16 protein-coding genes are annotated in these 20,378 nt (G+C 66.4%); 10 read left to right on the forward strand and 6 right to left on the reverse strand.

Annotated elements, in window-relative coordinates:
• Nucleotides 1-2 precede the first annotated feature (2 nt).
• From O0880_RS02540 to O0880_RS02555, 4 genes are all read left to right on the forward strand, one after another.
• Entirely contained in the window at nt 3-644 is a 642-nt protein-coding gene (locus O0880_RS02540; protein ID WP_289884869.1) for a chemotaxis protein CheW, read from the forward strand.
• Entirely contained in the window at nt 644-2,881 is a 2,238-nt protein-coding gene (locus tag O0880_RS02545) for a methyl-accepting chemotaxis protein (RefSeq protein WP_071322044.1), read from the forward strand. The genes O0880_RS02540 and O0880_RS02545 overlap by 1 nt, the downstream gene beginning before the upstream one ends.
• Before the next feature lie 74 nt (nt 2,882-2,955).
• The gene (locus O0880_RS02550) at nt 2,956-8,244 is read left to right on the forward strand and encodes an Hpt domain-containing protein (RefSeq protein WP_289884870.1); all 5,289 of its coding nucleotides are present in this window, start codon (nt 2,956-2,958) and stop codon (nt 8,242-8,244) included.
• Nucleotides 8,245-8,368: 124 nt separating this feature from the next.
• A complete protein-coding gene (locus O0880_RS02555; protein WP_289884871.1) occupies nt 8,369-8,989 on the forward strand; it encodes a hypothetical protein in 621 nt (206 codons plus the stop codon).
• A gap of 39 nt (nt 8,990-9,028) precedes the next feature.
• Here the strand turns inward: O0880_RS02555 and O0880_RS02560 are convergent, their stop codons facing one another.
• Entirely contained in the window at nt 9,029-10,492 is a 1,464-nt protein-coding gene (locus tag O0880_RS02560) for a deoxyribodipyrimidine photo-lyase (RefSeq protein ID WP_289884873.1), read from the reverse strand.
• Between the two features lie 426 nt (nt 10,493-10,918).
• On the opposite strand from O0880_RS02560, the gene O0880_RS02565 reads away from it, so the two are divergent.
• From O0880_RS02565 to O0880_RS02590, 6 genes are all read left to right on the forward strand, one after another.
• Nucleotides 10,919-11,521, forward strand: a complete 603-nt coding sequence (locus O0880_RS02565) for a YqgE/AlgH family protein (protein WP_071326215.1) — start codon at nt 10,919-10,921, stop codon at nt 11,519-11,521.
• Between the two features lie 165 nt (nt 11,522-11,686).
• Nucleotides 11,687-12,070 (forward strand): Holliday junction resolvase RuvX, encoded by a 384-nt coding sequence (gene ruvX, locus O0880_RS02570; RefSeq protein WP_289887276.1) that lies wholly within the window; start codon nt 11,687-11,689, stop codon nt 12,068-12,070.
• Between the two features lie 65 nt (nt 12,071-12,135).
• On the forward strand, nt 12,136-12,660 hold the full coding sequence (gene pyrR / locus O0880_RS02575; protein WP_071322048.1) for a bifunctional pyr operon transcriptional regulator/uracil phosphoribosyltransferase PyrR: 525 nt from the start codon (nt 12,136-12,138) through the stop codon (nt 12,658-12,660).
• Nucleotides 12,653-13,618 carry an aspartate carbamoyltransferase catalytic subunit gene (locus O0880_RS02580; protein ID WP_034746695.1) on the forward strand — a complete coding sequence of 322 codons (966 nt, stop codon included), beginning with the start codon at nt 12,653-12,655 and terminating at the stop codon, nt 13,616-13,618. Before pyrR ends, O0880_RS02580 begins: the two co-directional genes overlap by 8 nt.
• A 24-nt stretch (nt 13,619-13,642) precedes the next feature.
• On the forward strand, nt 13,643-14,944 hold the full coding sequence (locus O0880_RS02585; RefSeq protein ID WP_289884876.1) for a dihydroorotase: 1,302 nt from the start codon (nt 13,643-13,645) through the stop codon (nt 14,942-14,944).
• A 148-nt stretch (nt 14,945-15,092) separates the two neighbouring features.
• Nucleotides 15,093-15,839: a lysophospholipid acyltransferase family protein gene (locus O0880_RS02590; RefSeq protein ID WP_071322050.1), complete on the forward strand. Its 747-nt coding sequence runs from the start codon at nt 15,093-15,095 to the stop codon at nt 15,837-15,839.
• Here O0880_RS02590 and O0880_RS02595 read toward each other — a convergent pair.
• Genes O0880_RS02595 through O0880_RS02615 form a run of 5 tightly spaced genes read right to left on the reverse strand, consistent with a single transcriptional unit; the run spans nt 15,836 to nt 20,309 of the window.
• Complete coding sequence (locus tag O0880_RS02595) at nt 15,836-16,600, reverse strand: ABC transporter permease (protein WP_289884879.1); 765 nt, start codon at nt 16,598-16,600, stop codon at nt 15,836-15,838. The genes O0880_RS02590 and O0880_RS02595 overlap by 4 nt on opposite strands.
• Before the next feature lie 2 nt (nt 16,601-16,602).
• Nucleotides 16,603-17,847, reverse strand: a complete 1,245-nt coding sequence (locus O0880_RS02600; protein ID WP_289884881.1) for an ABC transporter substrate-binding protein — start codon at nt 17,845-17,847, stop codon at nt 16,603-16,605.
• Nucleotides 17,848-17,864: 17 nt separating this feature from the next.
• Complete coding sequence (locus tag O0880_RS02605; RefSeq protein ID WP_289884883.1) at nt 17,865-18,671, reverse strand: ABC transporter ATP-binding protein; 807 nt, start codon at nt 18,669-18,671, stop codon at nt 17,865-17,867.
• On the reverse strand, nt 18,668-19,753 hold the full coding sequence (locus O0880_RS02610; protein ID WP_289884885.1) for an acyl-CoA dehydrogenase family protein: 1,086 nt from the start codon (nt 19,751-19,753) through the stop codon (nt 18,668-18,670). The genes O0880_RS02605 and O0880_RS02610 overlap by 4 nt, the downstream gene beginning before the upstream one ends.
• 1 nt (nt 19,754) lies before the next feature.
• Complete coding sequence (locus O0880_RS02615) at nt 19,755-20,309, reverse strand: carboxymuconolactone decarboxylase family protein (RefSeq protein WP_289884888.1); 555 nt, start codon at nt 20,307-20,309, stop codon at nt 19,755-19,757.
• Nucleotides 20,310-20,378 lie beyond the last annotated feature (69 nt).

The raw sequence follows: 20,378 nt of genomic DNA on the forward strand, positions 1-20,378 counted from the left end.
CAATGCACACGATGCCCGGCAACGGCGTGCCTGCCCCGGCTTTTCTGCCTGCCATTCCCGCCATGCCCTCGCACGAGACTGGCGCGCGGCAGGGGCGCTTGCGCCAGTACCAGCTGCAATTGCTCGAGCGCGTGCAGGCCGCGCGCAGCGGCGCGCTGGCGGCGCGCAAGGAGCTGGGCGTGATGCTCGGTGGCCGGCGCTGCCTGCTCGACCTGACGCAGCTCGGTGAAATCGTCATCCCCGCGGGCCTGTCCATCCAGGGCGTGCCGCTGGCGCAGGACTGGTACCTGGGCCTGGCAACCATGCGCGGCCGCCTGACGGCGGTCGTCGACCTGGCCCGCTACATGGGCGAAGCGGCCTGCGTGGCGGGCAGCGACAGCCGCATCATCACGTTTTCTCCCCGTTTGGGCATGAATTGCGCATTGCTGGTCGAACGCGTGCTGGGCTTGCGCCAGCAGCGCGGCATGCAGTCCGTCTGCTTGCCCGATGCGCCGCCGCACGCGTCGCTGCCGTGGGTCGCGCAGCTGCTGCGCGACGGCGAGGGTGAGCAATGGCTGCGCCTGGACCTGGCGCTGCTGGCGCAATCGGCGCGCTTCCAGGATGCCGGTTTTACTTGCATGCCCGTGCACGAGGACAGGCGCTGATGGGCGCCAGTTCCCCCATCCTGGCGGCCGGCTTGCCCGAGGCGGAGCACGGCCTGGGCGAGGCGGCGTTGCCGGCCGACCTGCCGCTGCGCCTGCGCGATGCGCTGGGCCGGCGCCGGTCGCTGGCCAGCGCGCCAGCCAGCGACTTGAAGCTGCCGCTGATCGGCCATCTGCCGCTGCAAAAGCAATTGAGCATCCTGTCGACGGTGATGGCCCTGAGCCTAGCCGCCAGCCTGCTGTTCGTGGGACTGAACACGCGCAGCGGCAACATCGCCTCGGCGCAGACGCAGCTGGCCAGCGACGCGCTGATGCACTCGCAGCGCATCGGCAAGGCCGCGCCGAACGCCGTGCAGGGCAATCCGGAAGCGTTCCGCCAGCTCGAGGAAAGCCGCAACGAGCTGAACCAGGATTTCCGCCTGATGCAGCGCGGCGGCACCTATCACGGGCGCGATATCGGCGAATCGCGCTCCGGCCTGCTGGCGGCGGTGGCCGATGCGCGTAAAAAATGGGCCAGCAGCGACCGCGCGGCCAGCACCATCCTGCGCCTGAAGACGGAATTGGGCGAATTCGACAAGACCTTGCAGCAATTGAACGCGCTGTCGCCCGCCTTGCTGGCGCAAACCGAGGAAATCGCGGCGCTCAAGGTGCAGCGCGGCGGCAATGGCCGCGACCTGGCCGTCATCGGCCGGCTGATGATGCTGACCCAGCGCATGAGCCGCAGCGCCAGCGAATTCCTTGGCTCGGGCAGCATCAGCTCGGAAACGGCGTTTTCGCTGGGACGCGACACGACGTATTTCCGCGCCGCCGTCGAGGGCCTGCTCAATGGCAGCGTCTCGCTGCAGCTGGCGCCCACGCGCGACGCCGAGCTGCGCGACCGCCTGGTGGCGCTGAAGGCCAGTTTCGACAACTACCAGAAGCTGGTGTCGTCGATCCTCGACCGCCTGGATAAATTCAGTTCGGCGAAAAGCGCCGAGCAGCTGATCTTCAACGAGAACGAGGACCTGCGCCAGCGCCTGACCCTGCTGCAGCAGATGTACCACGCGAACCAGGAAACGCTCGGCGTGGCCTTCTGGCTGATGGTCGGCGGCGTGCTGCTGACCCTGATCGCGGCGGCAGGCATCGGCCGCGTGCTGCTGCAGGATTCCGTCAACCGCACGCGCGACGCCGAGCGACGCCGCCAGGAAGCGGAAATCCTGCGCCTGCTGTCGCAGGAAAAGGAAGCGCAGGCAAAGGCCAAGAATGACCAGAACCAGGCGGCCATCCTGCGCCTGATGAACGAGCTGCAGAAGGTGGCCGACGGCGACCTGACGGTGCAGGCGACGGTGTCGGAAGACATCACGGGCGCCATCGCCGATTCCGTCAACTACACGGTCGAGGAGCTGCGCGGCCTGGTGGGCAGGGTGACGGCCACCGCCGAACAGGTGAACCGCGCCTCGACGCAGGCGCAAAGCATCTCGAGCAAGCTGCTGATCGCTTCGCAGCAGCAGTCGCGCGAAATCCTCGACGCCAGCGCCACCGTGGTGAAGATGGCCAACGCCATTACCGACGTGTCGAAATCGGCCAGCGTCTCGGCCGACGTGGCGCGCCAGTCGGTGGCGGCCGCGCTGCAGGGCTCGACGGCGGTGGAAAACGCCATCAAGGGCATGCATGAAATCCGCGAGCAGATCCAGGATACGTCCAAGCGCATCAAGCGCCTGGGCGAATCGTCGCAGGAAATCGGCGAAATCACGGAACTCATCTCCGACATCACGGAGCAGACGAATGTGCTGGCGCTGAACGCCGCCATCCAGGCCGCATCGGCCGGCGAGGCGGGACGCGGCTTTTCCGTCGTCGCCGAGGAAGTGCAGCGCCTGGCAGAACGCTCGGCCGCCGCCGCCAAGCAGATCGGCGCGCTGGTGCGCACCATCCAGGCCGATACCCAGGATGCCACCCGGGCGATGGAAAAATCGACCCAGGGCGTGGTCGAGGGCGCGCGCCTGTCGGACGCGGCCGGCGCCGCCCTGAACGACATCAGCGAAGTGTCGAAGCACCTGGCCGAGCTGATTCAGGGCATCTCGTTCGCCACCGGCACGCAGGCCGGTTCGGCCAGCGGCGTGGCCTTGAACATCCAGCATATCCTGAGCGTGACGGAGCAGACCCAGGATGGCACGCAGCAAACGGCGCAATCGATCCATAAACTGTCGATGCTGGCGCAGGAACTGAAAAATTCGGTGTCGCGCTTCCGCGTCGCCGCCTGAACGCCGCGCCAGACGATGGCGCGGCGCGTTGTGCGTACCGATTTTCGCGCTACGATTCCTTTACCGAGGCATGCATGAGCACACCAGATAGTCCGCAGCAGTCCAAGCCGTTCGACAGCGAACCCCTGTCGTGGGTGATGGTGGAAATCCGCGAAGCGCTGGGCCGCTCGAAAACGGCGCTGTTCGAAGCCGGTGGCCGCGAGCGCGAGGAGCGCGCCACGGCCCTGCAGCATGCGCGTTCGCACCTGCATCAGGCGCATGGCGCGCTGGTGATGGTCGACGTGGCCGGCGCCAGCCTGCTGACGGCCGGCGCGGAACAGGCGCTCGCGCGTTTTCGCGACGGCAGCCTGGAATACACGGTCGATCATGCGCAGGTCGTCGCCGAACTGTATCAGGCCCTCGTCGAATACCTGGAAGACCTGGTGGCCGGCGCGCCGCCGCAACCGACCCGCCTGTTCTCCTACCATCGCGCCCTGCAGGCCATGCTGGGCGTGGAACGCATCCATCCGGCCGACCTGTTCTTTCCTCCCGCCGCCATGCTGGACGGCCACGCCATCGCGCTGGCCGAGGCGCCGCCGGCCGCGGACTATCCGGCCTGGCGCGGCCGTTTTGAAAAATCGCTGCTGCCTTTCCTGAAGGCGCAGGACGCCGGCGCGCAACGCCAGCATGCCGCCGCCCTGCACGAGACATTGACCCTGGTGGCCGACGCGCAGCAGGAAGCGCCTGCGCGCACCTTCTGGTTCGCCATGCAGGCATTTGCCGAACTGGCGGCCAGCGGGCAGGTAGCGCACGGCTTGTACGTCAAGCAGCTGTTCGGCCTGATCAACCTGCAATTGCGCCGCCTGGCGCAGGGCGCGGCCAGCTTGCCCGAGGCGATGCTGCGCGACGCGCTGTTCTTCATCGCCGCGGCAGACGCACCGACGCCGGCGGCAAGCCAGCTGCGCACCGCCTTTGCGCTGGACGGCCTGGCGGTGGCCGACGTGGAAACGCGGCGCTACGGCCAGGTCGACCAGGATGCGCTGCAAGGCGCGCGCGCGGCGCTGGCGCAGGCGCGCGCCAGCTGGAGCCGTCTGGCGCAAGCCGATCTCGATCCGGCGCTGGGCGACGCCTTCGATCAGTCCCTGCAACAGGTGGCCGCGCATGCCGATGCCCTGAAGCTGCCGGCCCTGGCCAGCTTGCTGCGCCAGTGCGCGGACGTGGCGCGACAGGCCGTGGCGAGCGGGCGCAGCGCGGCGCTGGAGCAGGAGATCGGCACGGCGCTGCTGTTTGCCGAGACGGGCCTGGAGCAGGTGCGCCGTCTGCCCGACGATTTCGCCGGCAATGCGGAAACCCTCGCCGCGCGCCTGCAGGCGTTGCTGGCCGGCGCGGCGCCGCTGCCGGCCGCCGCCGGCGAGCTGTCGCGCCAGATCGAGCAGGGGCAGACCGTCGCCGCGCTGGCCGACGCCATGAAGGCAGGGCTGCGGCAGGTGGAAAAGCTGCTCAACGAGTATTACGCGGATGCCGCGCGGCAGGCCTCGCTGGCGGGCGTGTCTCCCGTGCTGGCGCGCCTGCAGGAGGGCCTGGCCGGACTGGGACTCGACGATGCGTGCGCCGCCGTGCAGCAGGTCGATACCGCCGTCGAGCGGCTGGCGGCAAGCGATGCGCCGGCTGGCGCGCAGGCCGAAGCGCTCGACGAGATCGCGCAAAATGTCAGCGCGCTGGGCTTCTTTGTCGATATGCTGGGACGCAACGCGCAGGCAGCCAGCGCGCGTTTTCATTTTGACGCCGCTGCCGGCACCTTCCGCGCGCTGCCGTTTGAAAAAGTCGCCGCGGCCGGGAAGGTGCCGGTGCCGCTGCTTGACCAGGCCTTGCCGCCGGCCGCGCCGGCCGCCGTGGATGCCGGGCCGGCGCTGGCCGATGTCGATGCCGAGATGCTCGATATCTTCATCGCCGAGGCGCGCGAAGTGCTGACGTTCATCGACAGCACCCTGGCGCTGCCGCGCGAGCAGGCCGCCAGCGGCGAACACCTGGCCATGCTGCGCCGCTCGTTCCACACGCTGAAGGGCAGCAGCCGCATGATCGGCCTGGCGCAGTTCGCCGAGGCTGCCGCCGCCGTCGAAAGAGTCATGAATACCTGGCTGGCCGAGGCGCGTCCTGCCAGCGATGATCTGTTCACCTTGCTGAACTACGGCTGGTACCAGCTCAGTGAATGGGTGGCCGAACTGGAGGGCGGCGCGGGGCGCGAGCGCGAAGCGGGCATGCTGCTGGCGGCGGCCGAACGGGTGCGCGAAGGCGGCCCGTTCGAGTTGCGCAAGCCGCGCCCGGCCGCGCCGTTGGCCAGCAATGGCAATGTGATCGGTTTTCCTTCCGCCACCGCGCCCGGCGTGCACGAGGCGCCCGACGATCACCTGAAACATGTGGGCGAGCTGCGCATCGGCCTGCCCTTGTACAACATCTACCTGGCCGAGACGGACGAACTGCTGCGCGTGCTGACGCGCGACTTCGGCGAGTGGCGCCATGAACCGCGCGCCGTCAGTGCCGAGGCGCTGCAAGCCGTGCATACGCTGGCCGGCACTTCGGGCACGGTCGGCTTCCTGTCCCTGCGCGACCTGGCGCATGCGCTGGAGACGACGATTGAAACGGCGGTGCCGCCGCTGGCGGGCCTGCAGGACGCGCAGCACGACGTGCTGGAACAGGCCACGCAGCGCATCGCGCAGATGCTGCAGGCGTTCGCGCTGGGCGACCTGGCGCCGGCGCAGCCGGACATGATCGAAGCGCTCAACGCCCTGTGGCGCGCGTTGACGGCGGCGCCTGGCGCGAGCGCGCAGGATCCGCTCGATGCCCTGTTTGCCGCCACCTATGCCAGCATCGTCGGCGCTGCGGCGCCGGAGACGCCGCCGGCCGAGGTGGCCGAGGTGACCGAAGCGGCAGAAACGGCCGCCGGCGCCGAGCCGGAAGCGTCCGTGCCGCAGCTCGATACGCTGTTCCAGACGACCTACGCCAGCATCGTGGCCGATGCGGTACGGCCGCCGGTGCCGGCGCTGGAACGCGGCGCCAGCGACGACCTGTTCGACGCCGGCTTCGATCACCCGCCGCCATTGGAGCATGCCGTGCCGGATGCGCTGGTGACTGCCACCATGCCGCCCGATGCGGCTGCGCTGCTGGCGGCCAGCGCCGGCATCAGCGATGAACTCGACCTCGACCTGCTGTCGGTCTTCCTGGAAGAGGGCACCGATCTGCTGCCGCAGATCGGCGAAGCGCTGCGCAGCTGGCAGCAGCAGCCGCAGGACAGCAGCCAGGCGCAGATGCTGCTGCGCACCCTGCATACGGTGAAGGGCAGCGCGCGCATGGCCGGCGCCATGCGCCTGGGCCAGCATGCGCATGAAATCGAGACGCATATCGAAAACATGCTGCATGCGGGGACGGCCACGCCACAGGCGTTCGAGGAATTGCTGGCCCATTACGACCATGCGCTGCACCTGTTCGAGCAATTGCAGCAGCCCTTGCTGCCGCTGCCTGGCATGGAAGACACGCCTGCCGCCGAGCCGAAGGCGGCGCTGGTGCGCGTGCGGGCCGATATCCTCGACCGGCTGGTGAACCAGGCGGGCGAAGTATCGATCACGCGTTCGAAAATGGAAAATGAAGTGGGCGTGCTGGGAGCGTCGCTGGCCGAGTTTTCCGACAACCTGCAGCGTTTGCGGCGCCAGTTGCGCGAAGTGGAAATGCAGGCCGAGTCGCAGATCGCCTCGCGCATGGCCGTCGGCAGCGAGCGCGATTTCGATCCGCTCGAATTCGACCGTTTTACGCGCTTGCAGGAACTCACGCGCATGATGGCCGAAAGCGTCAACGACGTGGCGTCCTTCCATGAGAACCTCAGCCACAGTGTCGACGCGGTGACGGACGACCTGGTGCTGCAGGCACGCCTGACGCGCGAACTGCAGCGCGACCTGATGCAGATCCGCATGGTGCCGTTTGCCAGCATCGCCGAACGCCTGTTCCGCGTGGCGCGGCAAAGCGCCAAGGAAGTCGACAAGCGCGTCAACCTCGACATTCGCGGCAGCGGCGTGGAAGTCGACCGCAGCGTGCTCGAACGCATGGCGGCGCCTTTCGAGCACCTGCTGCGCAACGCCATCGTGCATGGCGTCGAGCCGCGCGATGCGCGCCTGGCCGCGGGCAAGAGCGAAACGGGCGAGCTGCTGGTGCAGGTCAGCCAGCAGGGCAATGAAGTGGCGATCGCCTTTTCCGACGATGGCGCCGGCCTGGACCTCGAGCGCATTCGCGCCAAGGCGCACAGCGCCGGCCTGCTGGCGCCGGATGCGCAGCTGAGCGATGCGCAGGCGGCCGAGCTGATTTTCGCACCGGGCTTTTCCACCGCCGACAGCCTGACGGAACTGGCAGGCCGCGGTGTCGGCATGGATATCGTGCGCTCCGAAGCGGTCGCCCTGGGCGGCCGCATCGAGACCGTGTCGGTGCCTGGGCAAGGCATGCGCTTCACCATCCATTTGCCGCTGACCCTGGCCGTGACGCAAGTGGTGCTGCTGGCGGCGAACGGGCAAACCTATGCCCTGCCTTCCGTGCTGGTGGAGCAGGTGCTGCACCTGAAGGGCGGGCAGCTGGAACAGGCGCAGGCGGCCGGGCGCATCGAGTCGCACGGGCAGTCGCTGGCGCTGCACCACCTGTCGGCCATGCTGGGCGAGCCGCCGGTGGCGCAAACCGTGCAGCGTTACGCGCCCGTGCTGTTGCTGAGGAATGGCAATGACAGGCTGGCGCTGCAGGTCGACGACGTGCTGGGCAACCGTGAAGTGGTGGTCAAGCACGTGGGTCCGCAGCTGGCGCGCATGCCCGGCATTGCCGGCGCCACGGTGCTGGGCACGGGCGACATCGTGCTGATCCTGAACCCGGTGGCGCTGGCGCAGCACCTGGAGCATCATCCCGAACTGCTGTCGCAGTACGCGCTGGCATCCGGTGCGCACCGCGCCGCCTCCAGCATGCTGGCCGCGGCGCGCGCCTGCGTGATGGTGGTGGACGATTCGCTCACCGTGCGCCGCGTGATGCAGCGCCTGTTCGAGCGCGAAGGCTACCAGGTACTGCTGGCGAAGGATGGCGTCGATGCGCTGGAACAGCTGCATGCACTGGAGGCGTCGGCCATGCCGGCGCTGCTGCTGCTCGACGTGGAGATGCCGCGCATGGATGGTTTCGACCTGACGCGCAATGTGCGCAGCGACGACAAGACGCGCGACATTCCCGTCATCATGATCACCTCGCGCAGCGCCGACAAGCACCGCACGCATGCCTTTGAACTGGGCGTGAACGCGTATTTCGGCAAGCCATTCCAGGAGGATGAATTGCTGGCCGAGGTGAACCGCTTGCTGACGGCGGCTTGAACGAAGCTTGCCTGTCCGCCAGGCGCGGACAGGCATGAAATGGGCAGGCAGGCTCACGGCAGGCCCTGCATTCTAAGACATAGCGGCAACCATGACAGGCGTGCAGCGGCGCGCCAGGACAACAATGAGCATACACGCCAAACTGAAAAAACTCGAAGACAAGGCCATGCTCAAAGGCGAGCATGCGGTCGCTGCGGCAGCAGCCCATCTGTTGCAAGAGATCGACGCCGTGGACAGGCAAATTAACCTCGTCGGGGCGCTGCACGAAGTGGGCTACCTTCAAAACTCGCTGAAGCCATACTGGAATGAATTCAGGGCCGATGAGCCAGCATGGATAGCGCGCTGCCTGGCAAGGCTGGTCGTTGCCGATCATGATTATTGGGCCCTGGCCTCGCTTCTGGGCTGCGATGGCCCGACCACCGTCGGCCTCGCAAAGGGCAAGGGTTTCAAACCCGCCGCGACGAGGCGGTATGCACGTTTTGACAAACCCGATGTCCAGGTCGAGACCCTGTATTTGACCGGTACGGGGAAGGTGCTGCATCCCATCCTGGAAATCGGCTATGACAGCAGGGACATGAGCAATGTCGACGTGGGACGGGCGCGGGCGCTGAGTCTGGACAATAAGCCGGACCATACACAATGGCAGCCGGGTGAGCCGCTGGGGGCGGGCGGACTGTCCCTTTCCATGCAGGCGAAACTCCCGCACGGCGCCTGGCGGTCGGTCTGGACGGCGTTCAATCCATGAGCGCTGCGGCGGGCACCGGCCACGCCGCCTTTCGCTGCCTTATTTCACCGCCTTGACGACGCCATAGCGCTCCAGCGTTTCCTTGCGCGCCGCATCGTGCTGTACCAGGGGAAGCGGATAGTCGCGGCCCAGCACGATGTTTTTTTGTTCGAGCAGCATGCGCGGCACCAGCCACGGCGCGTGGATTTCCCTGTCGCCCAGCGCCTTCAGTTGCGGCAGGTAGCGGCGGATGAAGCGTCCGTCCGCATCGAATTTTTCCGATTGCGTGACCGGATTGAAGATGCGGAAGTAGGGCTGGGCGTCGCAGCCCGACGATGAGGCCCATTGCCAGCCGCCGTTGTTCGAGGCCAGGTCGAAGTCGTTCAGGTGCAGCGCGAAATACGCTTCGCCGCGGCGCCAGTCGATGCCCAGGTCCTTGATCAGGAAGCAGGCCGTGACCATGCGCAGGCGGTTGTGCATATAGCCTGTCTGGTTCAGCTGCGCCATGGCCGCGTCGACCAGCGGATAGCCGGTGCGCCCATCGCACCATGCCGCAAAAGCGGCGTCGGCCTCGGGTCCCGTTTCCCAGGCGATGGCGTCGTAGGCCGGTTTGAAGGCGCCCGTTTCCACATGCGGGTTCTGGTACAGAATCATGGCGTAGAAGTCACGCCAGATCAGTTCGGCCAGCCACACGGGCGCGCCATCGCCGCCGCCGCCCCGGTCCATCAGGTCGACCACGCTGCGCACCAGGTAGCGCAGCGAGACGGTGCCGAAGCGCAGATGCATCGACAGATAGGACGGCCCCTTCAGGGCGGGATAATCGCGCGCCACGTCATAGCGGGCCACGCGCGGCAGGAAGTCCTCGAACAGTTTGCTGGCGCCCGACATGCCGGTGGGGATGGCCAGTTCGGCCAGGTTGCTGGCCTCGAAACCCAATTCGGCCAGGGTGGGCAAGGGCAGCGGCGTGCCGGCGCGAGGCGGCGCCAGGCGGGCCGCGTGCGGCTCGATGTCGAATGGCGCCAGGCAGCCGGGGTCGGCGCGCATTTTCTTCAGCCAGGCGTTCTTGTACGGCGTGTAGACGGTGTACGGCTTGTCCGACAGCGTCAGTACTTCATCTTTTTCAAAGATCACCTGGTCCTTGAAACTGAACCACAGGCGCGCATCGCGCGTCAGCGCGGCGGCGACGCCGGCGTCGCGGGCGATGGCTTGCGGTTCGTAATCATGGTTGGCGAAGACGGCATCGGCGTGCAATTCGGCCGCCAGGCGCGGGATCGCTTCGGTCGCGTCCGCGTGCAGCACGATCAGGTCGCCACCGAGCTGGCGCAGCTCGGCCGCCAGTTCGGCCACGCTGGCCAGGATGAAGTCGACGCGCCGGTCGCGGCGCGGCAGCGCCGCCAGGATGGCGGTGTCATAGACAAATACGCAATGCACGGCCTGGCTCTGGCGCAGGGCGTGATGCAGTGCAGCATGGTCAAATGCGCGCAAATCGCGGCGGAACCACACCAGGGAAGTCTTGATTGTCATTATTTCGTGTGTTTAGGGTCAAGAATAGGCGATTTTTCGCCGTTCATGCGGCTTTATGGCCGCTCGCGCCATGCCTTTGGCGTCGCTGTGATGGCAATTCAGTGTAAACTACTGGGTATATGCGCCGCGTTTTGCGTGCGACAACGATTTTGCGATCAATTTTACAATTGACGTTGCGAAGGAGGCCGGCGAGCTTGCAAGCGAGCTGGTTACTGACGCTCCGTACCACGCAAAGCGTAATTTGTAATCGAATTTACAACAATAATAGCGTCCGGCATCCCTGCGGCGCGCGGCCACCGTTCCGCGCCGCAGGGATCGCCAGGCGTACGACAGCAGGGGTAAGCGAGACTTGCCAGCAAGCCCACAGAGAGAGCATCGCGTATGAAGAAGAGTAAAATTGACCAGACTCTACCAGGACATCGATTGATGCAGGGAGTCGGAGAACCGGCCGCAACCGGTTCTTCCACCCTGAATCTGGCCAACCATTTCCTGATTGCGATGCCGGCGATGCAAGATCCCATCTTTGGCGGTACGGTGGTTTACGTTTGCGAGCACAATGAAAACGGCGTGCTGGGCGTCGTCATCAACAAACCCACCGACATGACGATGGAAGTGCTGTTCGATCGCATCGACCTGAAACTGGCGGCCGGCAGCGACGCGCCCATCATCAACGAACCGATCATGTTTGGCGGCCCCGTGCAGGATGACCGCGGCTTCGTGCTGCATACGCCGGGCGCGCGCTATTCCTCGTCGCTGACGGTGACGGACGAAGTGGCGTTTACCACCTCGATCGACGTGCTCGAAGCCGTCGCCAAGGGCGATGGCCCCGAGCGCATGCTGGTCTCGATCGGCTATTCGGGCTGGAGCCCGGGCCAGCTGGAAGACGAGATCGGCCGCAATGGCTGGCTGACGGTGGGCGCCTCGGCCGATATCCTGTTCGACTTCCCCATCGAAGAACGCTATGTGGCAGCCATCAAGCTGCTGGGCATCGACCCGCTCATGCTGGCGAGCGAGGCTGGCCACGCATGAGGTGGATGGCATAAACCTGCCGCGCAGCCCACTTTCGGGCATCCGTTGCTCGCCGTACCTGCGACCAGCTCCGCTACTCAACCCGACATTGAGCTTGCTCGTTACGGTTTCTGGCACCACCTATGTTGATTTTTATTATGGAAAAATGCTGTGACGAGTGACGCCATCGACACCATCCTTGCCTTCGATTTCGGCCTGAAACGCATCGGCGTGGCCATCGGCAATACCATGATTTGCCAGGCCAAGCCGCTCAGCGTGATCACGGCCACGGCGAATGAGCCGAAGTTTGCCGCCATCGCCAGCCTGATCACGGAATGGGGCGCCAGCCGCATCGTGGTGGGCCTGCCCAGCCATCCCGATGGCACGGAACACGAGATGAGCGCGCGCTGCCGCCGTTTCGCCAACCAGGTGCATGGCCGCTTCAACCTGCCGGTGGAACTGGTCGACGAACGCTATTCCTCGGCCGTCATCGCCGCCAAGCGCGGTGAAGTGATCGACGACCGCGCCGCCGCCATCATCCTGCAGCAGTATTTCGACGCACATTGTTGACCTGACCTACCACGTATTTTCCGAACCGAATTCCTGAACCGACTTCCCGAACCATTAAGAGCTCTATGCCGAATCCTACGAATCCTTCCCAACTCGACGCCGAGGCCCTGTATGCGGTCTTGCTGCAACAGGTGCAGAACGGCCTGGCGGGCATCCCCAACGTGGCCATCGTCGGCATCCATTCGGGCGGCGCCTGGCTGGCCGAACGCCTGGCGCGCGACCTGAACCTGCTCGACCGCCTGGGCGTGCTCGACGTCTCGTTCTACCGCGACGACTTCGCCCAGAAAGGCCTGCATGCCGACGTCAAGCCGACGCAGATCAGCTTTGACGTGGCCGGCGCCACCATCCTGCTGGTCGACGACGTGCTGTACACGGGCCGCACCACGCGCGCGGCCATCAACGAATTGTTCGACTATGGCCGTCCGGCGAAGATCATGCTGGCCGCCCTGGTCGACCGTGGCGAGCGCCAGCTGCCGGTGGCCGCCGATTTCGTGGCCGCCTTCACTGCCGTGCCGCCGGGCCAGGCGCTGGTCCTGAAGCAAGCCGACGATGGAAAATTCACGCTCACCATAGATACCCACCATGCTTAATCCGCAACTGAATAAACACGGCGAACTGCAACATCTGCTGACGATCGAAGGCTTGCCGAAGTCTATCGTCAACCACATCCTGGACACCGCTTCCTCGTTCGTCGGCATCTCCGACCGCGACGTGAAGAAGGTGCCGCTGATGCGCGGCAAGAGCGTTTTCAACCTGTTCTTTGAAAACTCCACGCGCACCCGCACCACCTTCGAAATCGCCTCGAAACGATTGTCGGCCGACGTCATCAACCTGAACATCCAGGCATCGTCGGCCAGCAAGGGCGAGTCCCTGCTCGACACCATCGACAACCTGTCGGCCATGCATGCCGACATGTTCGTCGTGCGCCACGCGCAATCGGGCGCGCCCTATCTGATCGCCAAGCACCTGATCGACACCAAGCAGCCGCATGTCCACGTCGTCAACGCCGGCGACGGACGCCACGCGCACCCGACCCAGGGCTTGCTCGACATGTACACGATCCGCCACTACAAGAAGGATTTCACGAACCTGACGGTGGCCATCGTGGGCGATATCCTGCACAGCCGCGTGGCCCGTTCCGATATCCACGCGCTGACCACGCTGGGCGTGCCGGAAGTGCGCGCCATCGGCCCGCACACCCTGCTGCCGGGCGGCCTGGAACAGATGGGCGTGCGCACCTTCACCAACATGGATGAAGGCCTCAAGGGCGTCGACGTGATCATCATGCTGCGCCTGCAAAACGAACGCATGAGCGGCGCGCTGCTGCCGTCGGCGCAGGAATATTTCAAGAGCTACGGCCTGACGCCGGAACGCCTGGCGCTGGCCAAGCCGGACGCCATCGTCATGCATCCGGGCCCGATGAACCGCGGCGTGGAGATCGATTCGGCCGTGGCCGACGGTCCGCAGGCGGTGATCCTGCCGCAGGTGACGTTCGGTATCGCCGTGCGCATGGCGGTGATGAGTATTTTGGCTGGTAATCAGGGCTGATAGCCCAAGGACGAGTAAGCAAGCATGACGACACTACATATCAAGAACGGCCACCTGATCGACCCCGCCAACGGCATCGATGGCTTGCAAGACCTGTTCATCGCCGACGGCAAGGTGCTGGCCGTGGGCAGCGCCCCGGCCGGCTTCACCGCCGACACCACGTTCGACGCGGCCGGGCTGGTGGTTTCCCCCGGCCTGGTCGACCTGTCGGCCCGCCTGCGCGAACCTGGCTACGAATACAAGGCGACGCTGGAATCGGAATTGCAGGCGGCGCTGCAAGGCGGCGTGACGAGCCTGGTCTGCCCGCCCGACACCGATCCCGTACTCGACGAGCCGGGCCTGGTGGAGATGCTGAAATACCGCGCCAAGACGCAGAACAAGGCGCACGTGCACCCGCTGGGCGCACTGACCATGGGATTGAAGGGCAAGTCGCTGACGGAAATGGCGGAACTGACGGAAGCGGGCTGCATCGGCTTTGCGCAGGCGGAAGAGCCGATCGAGGACACCACCGTGCTGCTGCGCGCCATGCAGTATGCGAACACCTTCGGCTACACCGTCTGGCTGCGTCCGCAGGATCCGCACATCGGCCGCGGCGGCATCGCCCACAGCGGCCCGCTGGCTTCGCGCCTGGGCCTGTCCGGCGTGCCCGTGATGTCCGAAACCATCGCGCTGCATACGATTTTCGAGTTGATGCGCGCCAGCCGCGCGCGCGTGCACCTGTGCCGCATCTCGTCGGCGGCGGGCCTGGAGCTGATCCGCGCCGCCAAGGCCGAAGGCTTGCCCGTCACCTGCGACGTGGGCGTGCACCATGTGCACCTGACGGACGCCGATATCGGCTTCTTCGACCCGAATGCGCGCGTCACGCCGCCGTTCCGCAGCCAGCGCGACCGCGATGCGATCCGCGCCGGCCTGTTTGACGGCACGGTCGACGCCATGTGCTCGGACCACACGCCGGTCGACGACGATGAAAAACTGCTGCCGTTCGGCGAAGCCTCGCCGGGCGCCACGGGCCTGGAGCTGCTGCTGTCGCTGGCCTTGAAATGGGCCGACGACTATGCGCTGGCACAGCCGCAGGCCGGTGCGCGTCCGCTGGCGCGCGCCGTGGCCAAGGTCACGTCCGACGCGGCCCGTGTCGCGGGTATCCCGGCCGGCAGCCTGGCCGTGGGCGAAGCGGCGGACATCTGCGTCTTCGACCCAGCCGCGCGCTGGACGGTGTCGTCGGCGTCGCTGGCCAGCCAGGGCAAGCACACGCCTTTCCTCGGCTATGAGCTGAGCGGCATCGTCAAGGCGACCATCGTTGCCGGACAGGTGGCGTTTCAGCGCTAATTATTTGTATCGGGGCCGCAGGTCGGATGAGCGGTACGCGTAATCCGACAAGTCCATGGCGGCTCCTTGTCGGCTTGCACCGCGCCTCACCGGCGCAGCCAGGCCGACCTACGTGGCTGTATGGATTTGCTTCCAACCTTGGTGTGATTTGAAACTTCTGCTTACCTACCGCCTCGCGCGCATCGCCATTCACCTGAGCTGCGGCATGGCCAAGAGCGCCGTGCTGTTTCCCTGGCTGGACCTGGAGGGGCGCAACCGGCGCATCCGCCGCTGGTCGACGCAGCTGCTCGATATCTGTGGCGTGCATGTGGCGCAGCCGGCGGCCAGCCTGCCGGCGCTCGACCACGCGATGGTGGTGGCGAACCACGTTTCGTGGCTCGACATCTTCGTCATCAACGCCGTCCATCCCTGCCGTTTCGTCGCCAAGGCGGAAATCCGCGCCTGGCCCATCCTGGGCTGGCTGGCGGGGCGTGCCGGCACGATCTTCATCTCGCGCGGCAGCAAGCGCGACCTGCGGTTGATCTTCCAGGGCCTGGTCGACAAGCTGCAGGCGGGCGAGCGCATCGCGTTCTTCCCCGAAGGCACCACCGCCGCGCAAGGGCAGATCCTGCCGTTCCACGCCAACCTGTTCGAGGCGGCCATCGACGCGCAGGTGCCGGTGCAGCCGTTCGCGCTCGTGTATGTGGATGACAAGGGAGCGCTGCACCATGCCGTCGACTTCATCGGCGACATGAGCTTTGCGCAAAGCATGGTGGCGATCCTGAGCGGCCCGCCGATCACGGCGCGCCTGACCTGTCTGGCGCCGGTGGCGACCCTGGACGCGCACCGGCGCGAACTGGCGGCGGCAACGCAGGCGGCGGTGGCCGCCGCGCTGCCGCTGGACGAGGCGGCTTAGCCCTTCACATGCAGCCAGCGCGCATGGGCGGCGCGGGCCAGGTAGTCGAGGATGAAGCCTAGAATCCCGATCAGCACGATGGCGGCCATCAGCTCCGAGTACGCGAGGCGGTCGCGCGTATCGAGGATGAAGTAGCCGAGGCCGGCCGAGACGCCCAGCATTTCCGCCGGCACCAGCACGATCCAGATGATGCCGATGGCCAGGCGCACGCCCGTCAGGATGTCGGCCGTGATGCCCGGTAAAATCACCTTGAAGACGATCTCGCTGCGCGTGGCCGACAGGCTGCGCGCCAGCAGCAGCCAGTTCGGATCGAGCCGCGCCACGCCGGCCGCCGTATTGAGCAGAATCGGCCAGACAGCGGCAAACGCCAGCAGGAAGTACACGGGCGCGTCGCCCACCCCCAGCACCATCACGGCGATCGGCATCCACGACAGCGGCGAAATCATGCGCAGCAGCTGGAACAGCGGCATGGCCGCGCCGGAAAAGCTCTTCGACATGGCCACCAGCACGCCCAGCGGCACGCCGATGACAATCGCCAGCCCCAGTCCCACGGCCACCCGTTGCAGGCTCAGTACCACGTGCAGCCAGATATCCGGGCCGCCCAGCATGTCCTTGAACGCCAGCGCCGTCGGTAGCGGCGCAAACGCGGTGGCGATCGGCGTGGATTTCTCCAGCGCCGTCACGCCCAGCGACCATAACAGCAAGGCACAGGCCAGCCCCACCAGGGGCAGGCCGAATTTCATCAACAACCTGCTCGTCATCGTCAGACCGCCACGGTTTCGCTGCGCAGCAGGTTGGCCCGCAAACCGAAGGCGGCCGGGCCGCCGACAGCCGTGATGGCCTTGCGCACGAAGCGGTCATCGACCAGGTCGCGTGCGGCGAACTTCGGATCGAGGTTGGCCAGGAAGCGGGTATCGCCTTCCACCTTGGTGCGGCCGATGGCGCGCACCAGTTCTTCCGTGTACGAGGCAAACGGATACGGCTGGAAGTCGATGCGGCGCTGCTGCCAGTTTTTGTGCACGATCAGGCCCTGCTTTTCGTAGCCGGCGTAGTCGGTGGTGGCCAGCACCTTGGTCAGCACCTGCAGCGGATGCGGCGTGTAGCGGTGCTCGCCCACGTTCGACAGCAGCTTGGCCGTGTCGACCTGGTTCGAGCGCGTCCACAGCTGCGCCTTGACGATGGCGTTGGTGACCTTTTGCGCCCATTCCGGACGCGTATTGATGTCGCGCTCGGAGAGGAAGGTGACGCAGCATGCATGGTTCTTCCACACGTCGCCCGAGAAGCGCAGGATCTTGCCGATGCCGGCGTTTTCCGCCGCCGCGTTGAACGGCTCGGCGACGATGTAGCCGGCGATCGACTTGCTGGCCAGCGCCGAGACCATTTCGGCCGGCGCCAGCACGATCAGGTTCACTTCGTTCGGCTTGATGGCGGCGTTGCGCGCGCGCGTGACCGGGGTCAGGCCGTTGGCGCTCAAAATCTGCTGCAGCAGGATGTTGTGGATCGAGTACCAGAACGGGATGGCGACCGTGCGCCCGCCCAGGGCGGACACCTTGTTGATCTCGTTGGCCACCGTCAGCGCTGAACCGTTGACGTGGTTCCAGGCGACGACTTTCGCGGGGAACTTGGCGCCATAGCGCACCCACAGGGTGGCCGGCGACAGCAGGTGGATCACGTTGACCTGGCCGGCCACGAAGGCTTCGATGATCTGTGCCCAGCTGCGGAACAGGCGCGGCGTTTCCGCCTGCAAGCCCTCGGCCTCGAACAGCTTGCGCGCGTGGGCGACGAGCAGCGGCGTGGCGTCGGTGATCGGCAGGTAGCCGATTTTCACGGGCTGGTCGTCGCCTTTCGGGCCTTGCTGGGCCATGGCGTCGCCGGCGAACAGCAGCGGCGAGGCGACGCTGGCGGTGGCCAGCGCCGACATGCGCAGGAAGTCGCGCCGCGTCAGGCCGCAGTCGCAGTCGGAAGAGGCGCAGATGTGCAGCGGTTTGTTATTTTCCTGGAAGGACATGGGAGTGCTCCGATTGGTTATAGGGGGGCGAAGGCTGGCTGCTGGTCCTGTCGTTGCAGGGTTTGCAGGGCGTCGAGGATATCCATCTTGAGGGCGATGACGTCGGCGCTGTGGCCTATGCGCGGCTGGTCGATGGCGACGGGCCATTCGCGCACGATGTTGCCTGGCTTGCCACCCATCAGCAGGATGCGGTCGGCCACGAGGATCGCTTCGTCGATATCGTGGGTGACGAGCAGCACGGCCGTATGCCAGCGGTGCACGACGTCGACCAGCAGCGATTGCATCTCGGCGCGCGTGATGGCGTCGAGCGCGGAAAACGGTTCGTCGGCAAACAGCAATTCCGGTTCGCGCGCCAGCGCGCGCGCCAGCGCCACGCGCTGCGCCATGCCGCCCGACAGCGCGGAAGGGTACAGTTTTTCGCGGCCCTTCAAGCCCACCGCGTCGATGGCTTGCGCCACGCGCGCCTGGTGCGCCTCGCGCGTCAGCTGCGGCTGGTGCTTGAAGTCCAGGCCGAAGCCGGCGTTGCCCGTGACGTTCAGCCAGGGCAAGAGGCTCGCTTGCTGGAAGACGAGGGCGCTGCGCGGGTCCGGCTCGCGCATGGGCGCGCCGAGGAACTGGATCTCGCCCGTCGATGGCGGCTGCAGGCCGGCCAGCACGCGCAACAGGCTCGATTTGCCGCAGCCGCTGCCACCGAGCAGGCAAACGATTTCACGCTTGCGCACGCCCAGCGCGACGTGCCGGAACACGGGCGCGGCGCCAGGATAGGCAAAGCTCAGGTCCTGCGCCTGCAGCGCCCAGTCCTGCGGTTCCGCTGCTGCCGTCATGCCTGTGCTCCCGCCGCCTTCGCGGCCTGCTGGCTGTCGAACAGCTGCAAGGCCGCCTGCAATTGCGTCAGGCTGGGAGTGACGATGGGGATGAACGAGGATTCGCGCCAGCGGCGGGCAAAGCCCTGCTGTTCGGCGTTCAGGTAGGCGCGCCCGCCCATCGCCTGCAGTTCCAGCATCAGCGCCTGTTGCAGCAGTTCTGCCAGCTGTATGCGCAGGCGGAACATGGCCGGTGCCTGCGTCTTGAAACGGCCATCGTGCACGCCGGCCAGCAGGGTGTCGACGGCCGTCGCCAGCGTCGTTTGCAGCGCCTCGATGCGCGGCGTGAGCTGGTTGCGCGAGCCGGCGGAAATTTGCGCCGCCTGCGCCAGGCTGGCGCGCGCCAGTCCGATCGACAGGCCGCACTGCATGCCGAGGAACGATGGGCGCACCTGCGGCAGCCAGGCCGGCGCGTTGTCGCTGATGATGTCAGCGGCGGGTATGTGCACCTGCGCCAGCTTGACGGACGCCGTATTGCTGCCGCGCAGGGCGATCAGGTCCAGGTCATCGCTGCGCTGCACGCCCGGCTCGCTGCTGTCGAACGCGACGATGACGGGGGGCGCGCCATCATTCGGCGCCACGGCGGCGGCGGCGACAAAGCCCGCCTTGCGCAAGTTCGTCACCCAGGCCAGGCCGCCATCGATCAGCAAGCCATCCTGGTGACGCGCGCCCGTGATTTGCAGCTGTTCGATGCCGGACAAGAATTTCATGGCGTTCGACAGGCCGCTGGCGCCCGCCTGCGTGCCTGCCAGCAGGGCCGGCAAGCGCCGCTCGGCCAGCGCGCGGTTCCCGCTTTGCAGCAGGAATTCGATGAAGCAGCGCTGGCCCCAGAAGACAAAGGCCGCCGTCACCGATTGCTCGGCCACCTTGGCGATGGCGTCGATGGCATCGCGCACGTCGCCGCCCGCGCCGCCATGTTCCTGCGGCACGCCGATGGCCAGCAGCTTGTCGCCGGCCAGCGCCGGCAGGACGGTTTCAGCCAGCTGCGACGATTGGTCGAGCTGGTCGGCATGCATGTGCAGCCAGTGAGTGAGGTTCGCCATCTCAGACGGCGCCGGGCAGGTAGGGCGTCAACTGCGGATTGACGGGCGTGCCGGCCAGGCTGTTGGAGAAATTGCACAGGGTGGCCAGGCTGATGCCCAGCACCACTTCCAGCGCCTGCTGTTCGTTGTAGCCGGCCGCCAGGAAGGCTTGATACTCGCTGTCGGCGACGGCGCCGCGCGTGGCGATGACGGCCGTGGCGAAGGCGGCGACGGCGTCCAGTTGCGCGTCGCCCGTTGGCTTGCCATGCTGCAGGGCGCGCACGAGATCGGGTGTCTGGCCGGCTTTTTTCAGCGAGATGGCGCTATGGCCGGCGATGCAGAAGTCGCAGCCGTGGATGCGCGCGGCCGTGATCTGCACCACTTCGCGCTCCATCAGGCTCAGGCTGGCGCGCGCATTGATGCCGGAGACGGTCAGATAGGTTTCCAGTGCCAGCGGGGCATTCGCCAGCACGCCGATCAGGTTGGGCAGGAAGCCATTGTTGGCGATGGCCTTTTCCACGAAGGGGCGGCTGTCGGCCGGGGCGGTGTCGAGGGTGTGCAGCGTCAGACGGGACATGGGGTACCTTGCTAAGTTAGTAAGTCACCCAGGCATTATATCGGCCATATCGTGCGTGCAACAGACGTG

Source organism: Janthinobacterium sp. SUN118, from assembly GCF_030397695.1.
Lineage (GTDB): Bacteria > Pseudomonadota > Gammaproteobacteria > Burkholderiales > Burkholderiaceae_D > Janthinobacterium.

Bases quoted from the DNA above. Each gene is read 5' to 3' on its own strand.
- O0880_RS02540 (WP_289884869.1), top strand. From the start codon at position 3: ATGCACACGATGCCCGGCAACGGCGTGCCTGCCCCGGCTTTTCTGCCT.
- O0880_RS02600 (WP_289884881.1), bottom strand. From the start codon at position 17,847: ATGTCCTTCCAGGAAAATAACAAACCGCTGCACATCTGCGCCTCTTCC.
- O0880_RS02565 (WP_071326215.1), top strand. From the start codon at position 10,919: ATGCAGGGAGTCGGAGAACCGGCCGCAACCGGTTCTTCCACCCTGAAT.
- O0880_RS02545 (WP_071322044.1), top strand. From the start codon at position 644: ATGGGCGCCAGTTCCCCCATCCTGGCGGCCGGCTTGCCCGAGGCGGAG.
- pyrR (WP_071322048.1), top strand. From the start codon at position 12,136: ATGCCGAATCCTACGAATCCTTCCCAACTCGACGCCGAGGCCCTGTAT.
- O0880_RS02615 (WP_289884888.1), bottom strand. From the start codon at position 20,309: ATGTCCCGTCTGACGCTGCACACCCTCGACACCGCCCCGGCCGACAGC.
- O0880_RS02610 (WP_289884885.1), bottom strand. From the start codon at position 19,753: ATGGCGAACCTCACTCACTGGCTGCACATGCATGCCGACCAGCTCGAC.
- O0880_RS02580 (WP_034746695.1), top strand. From the start codon at position 12,653: ATGCTTAATCCGCAACTGAATAAACACGGCGAACTGCAACATCTGCTG.
- O0880_RS02555 (WP_289884871.1), top strand. From the start codon at position 8,369: ATGAGCATACACGCCAAACTGAAAAAACTCGAAGACAAGGCCATGCTC.
- O0880_RS02585 (WP_289884876.1), top strand. From the start codon at position 13,643: ATGACGACACTACATATCAAGAACGGCCACCTGATCGACCCCGCCAAC.
- O0880_RS02605 (WP_289884883.1), bottom strand. From the start codon at position 18,671: ATGACGGCAGCAGCGGAACCGCAGGACTGGGCGCTGCAGGCGCAGGAC.
- O0880_RS02550 (WP_289884870.1), top strand. From the start codon at position 2,956: ATGAGCACACCAGATAGTCCGCAGCAGTCCAAGCCGTTCGACAGCGAA.
- O0880_RS02560 (WP_289884873.1), bottom strand. From the start codon at position 10,492: ATGACAATCAAGACTTCCCTGGTGTGGTTCCGCCGCGATTTGCGCGCA.
- O0880_RS02595 (WP_289884879.1), bottom strand. From the start codon at position 16,600: ATGACGAGCAGGTTGTTGATGAAATTCGGCCTGCCCCTGGTGGGGCTG.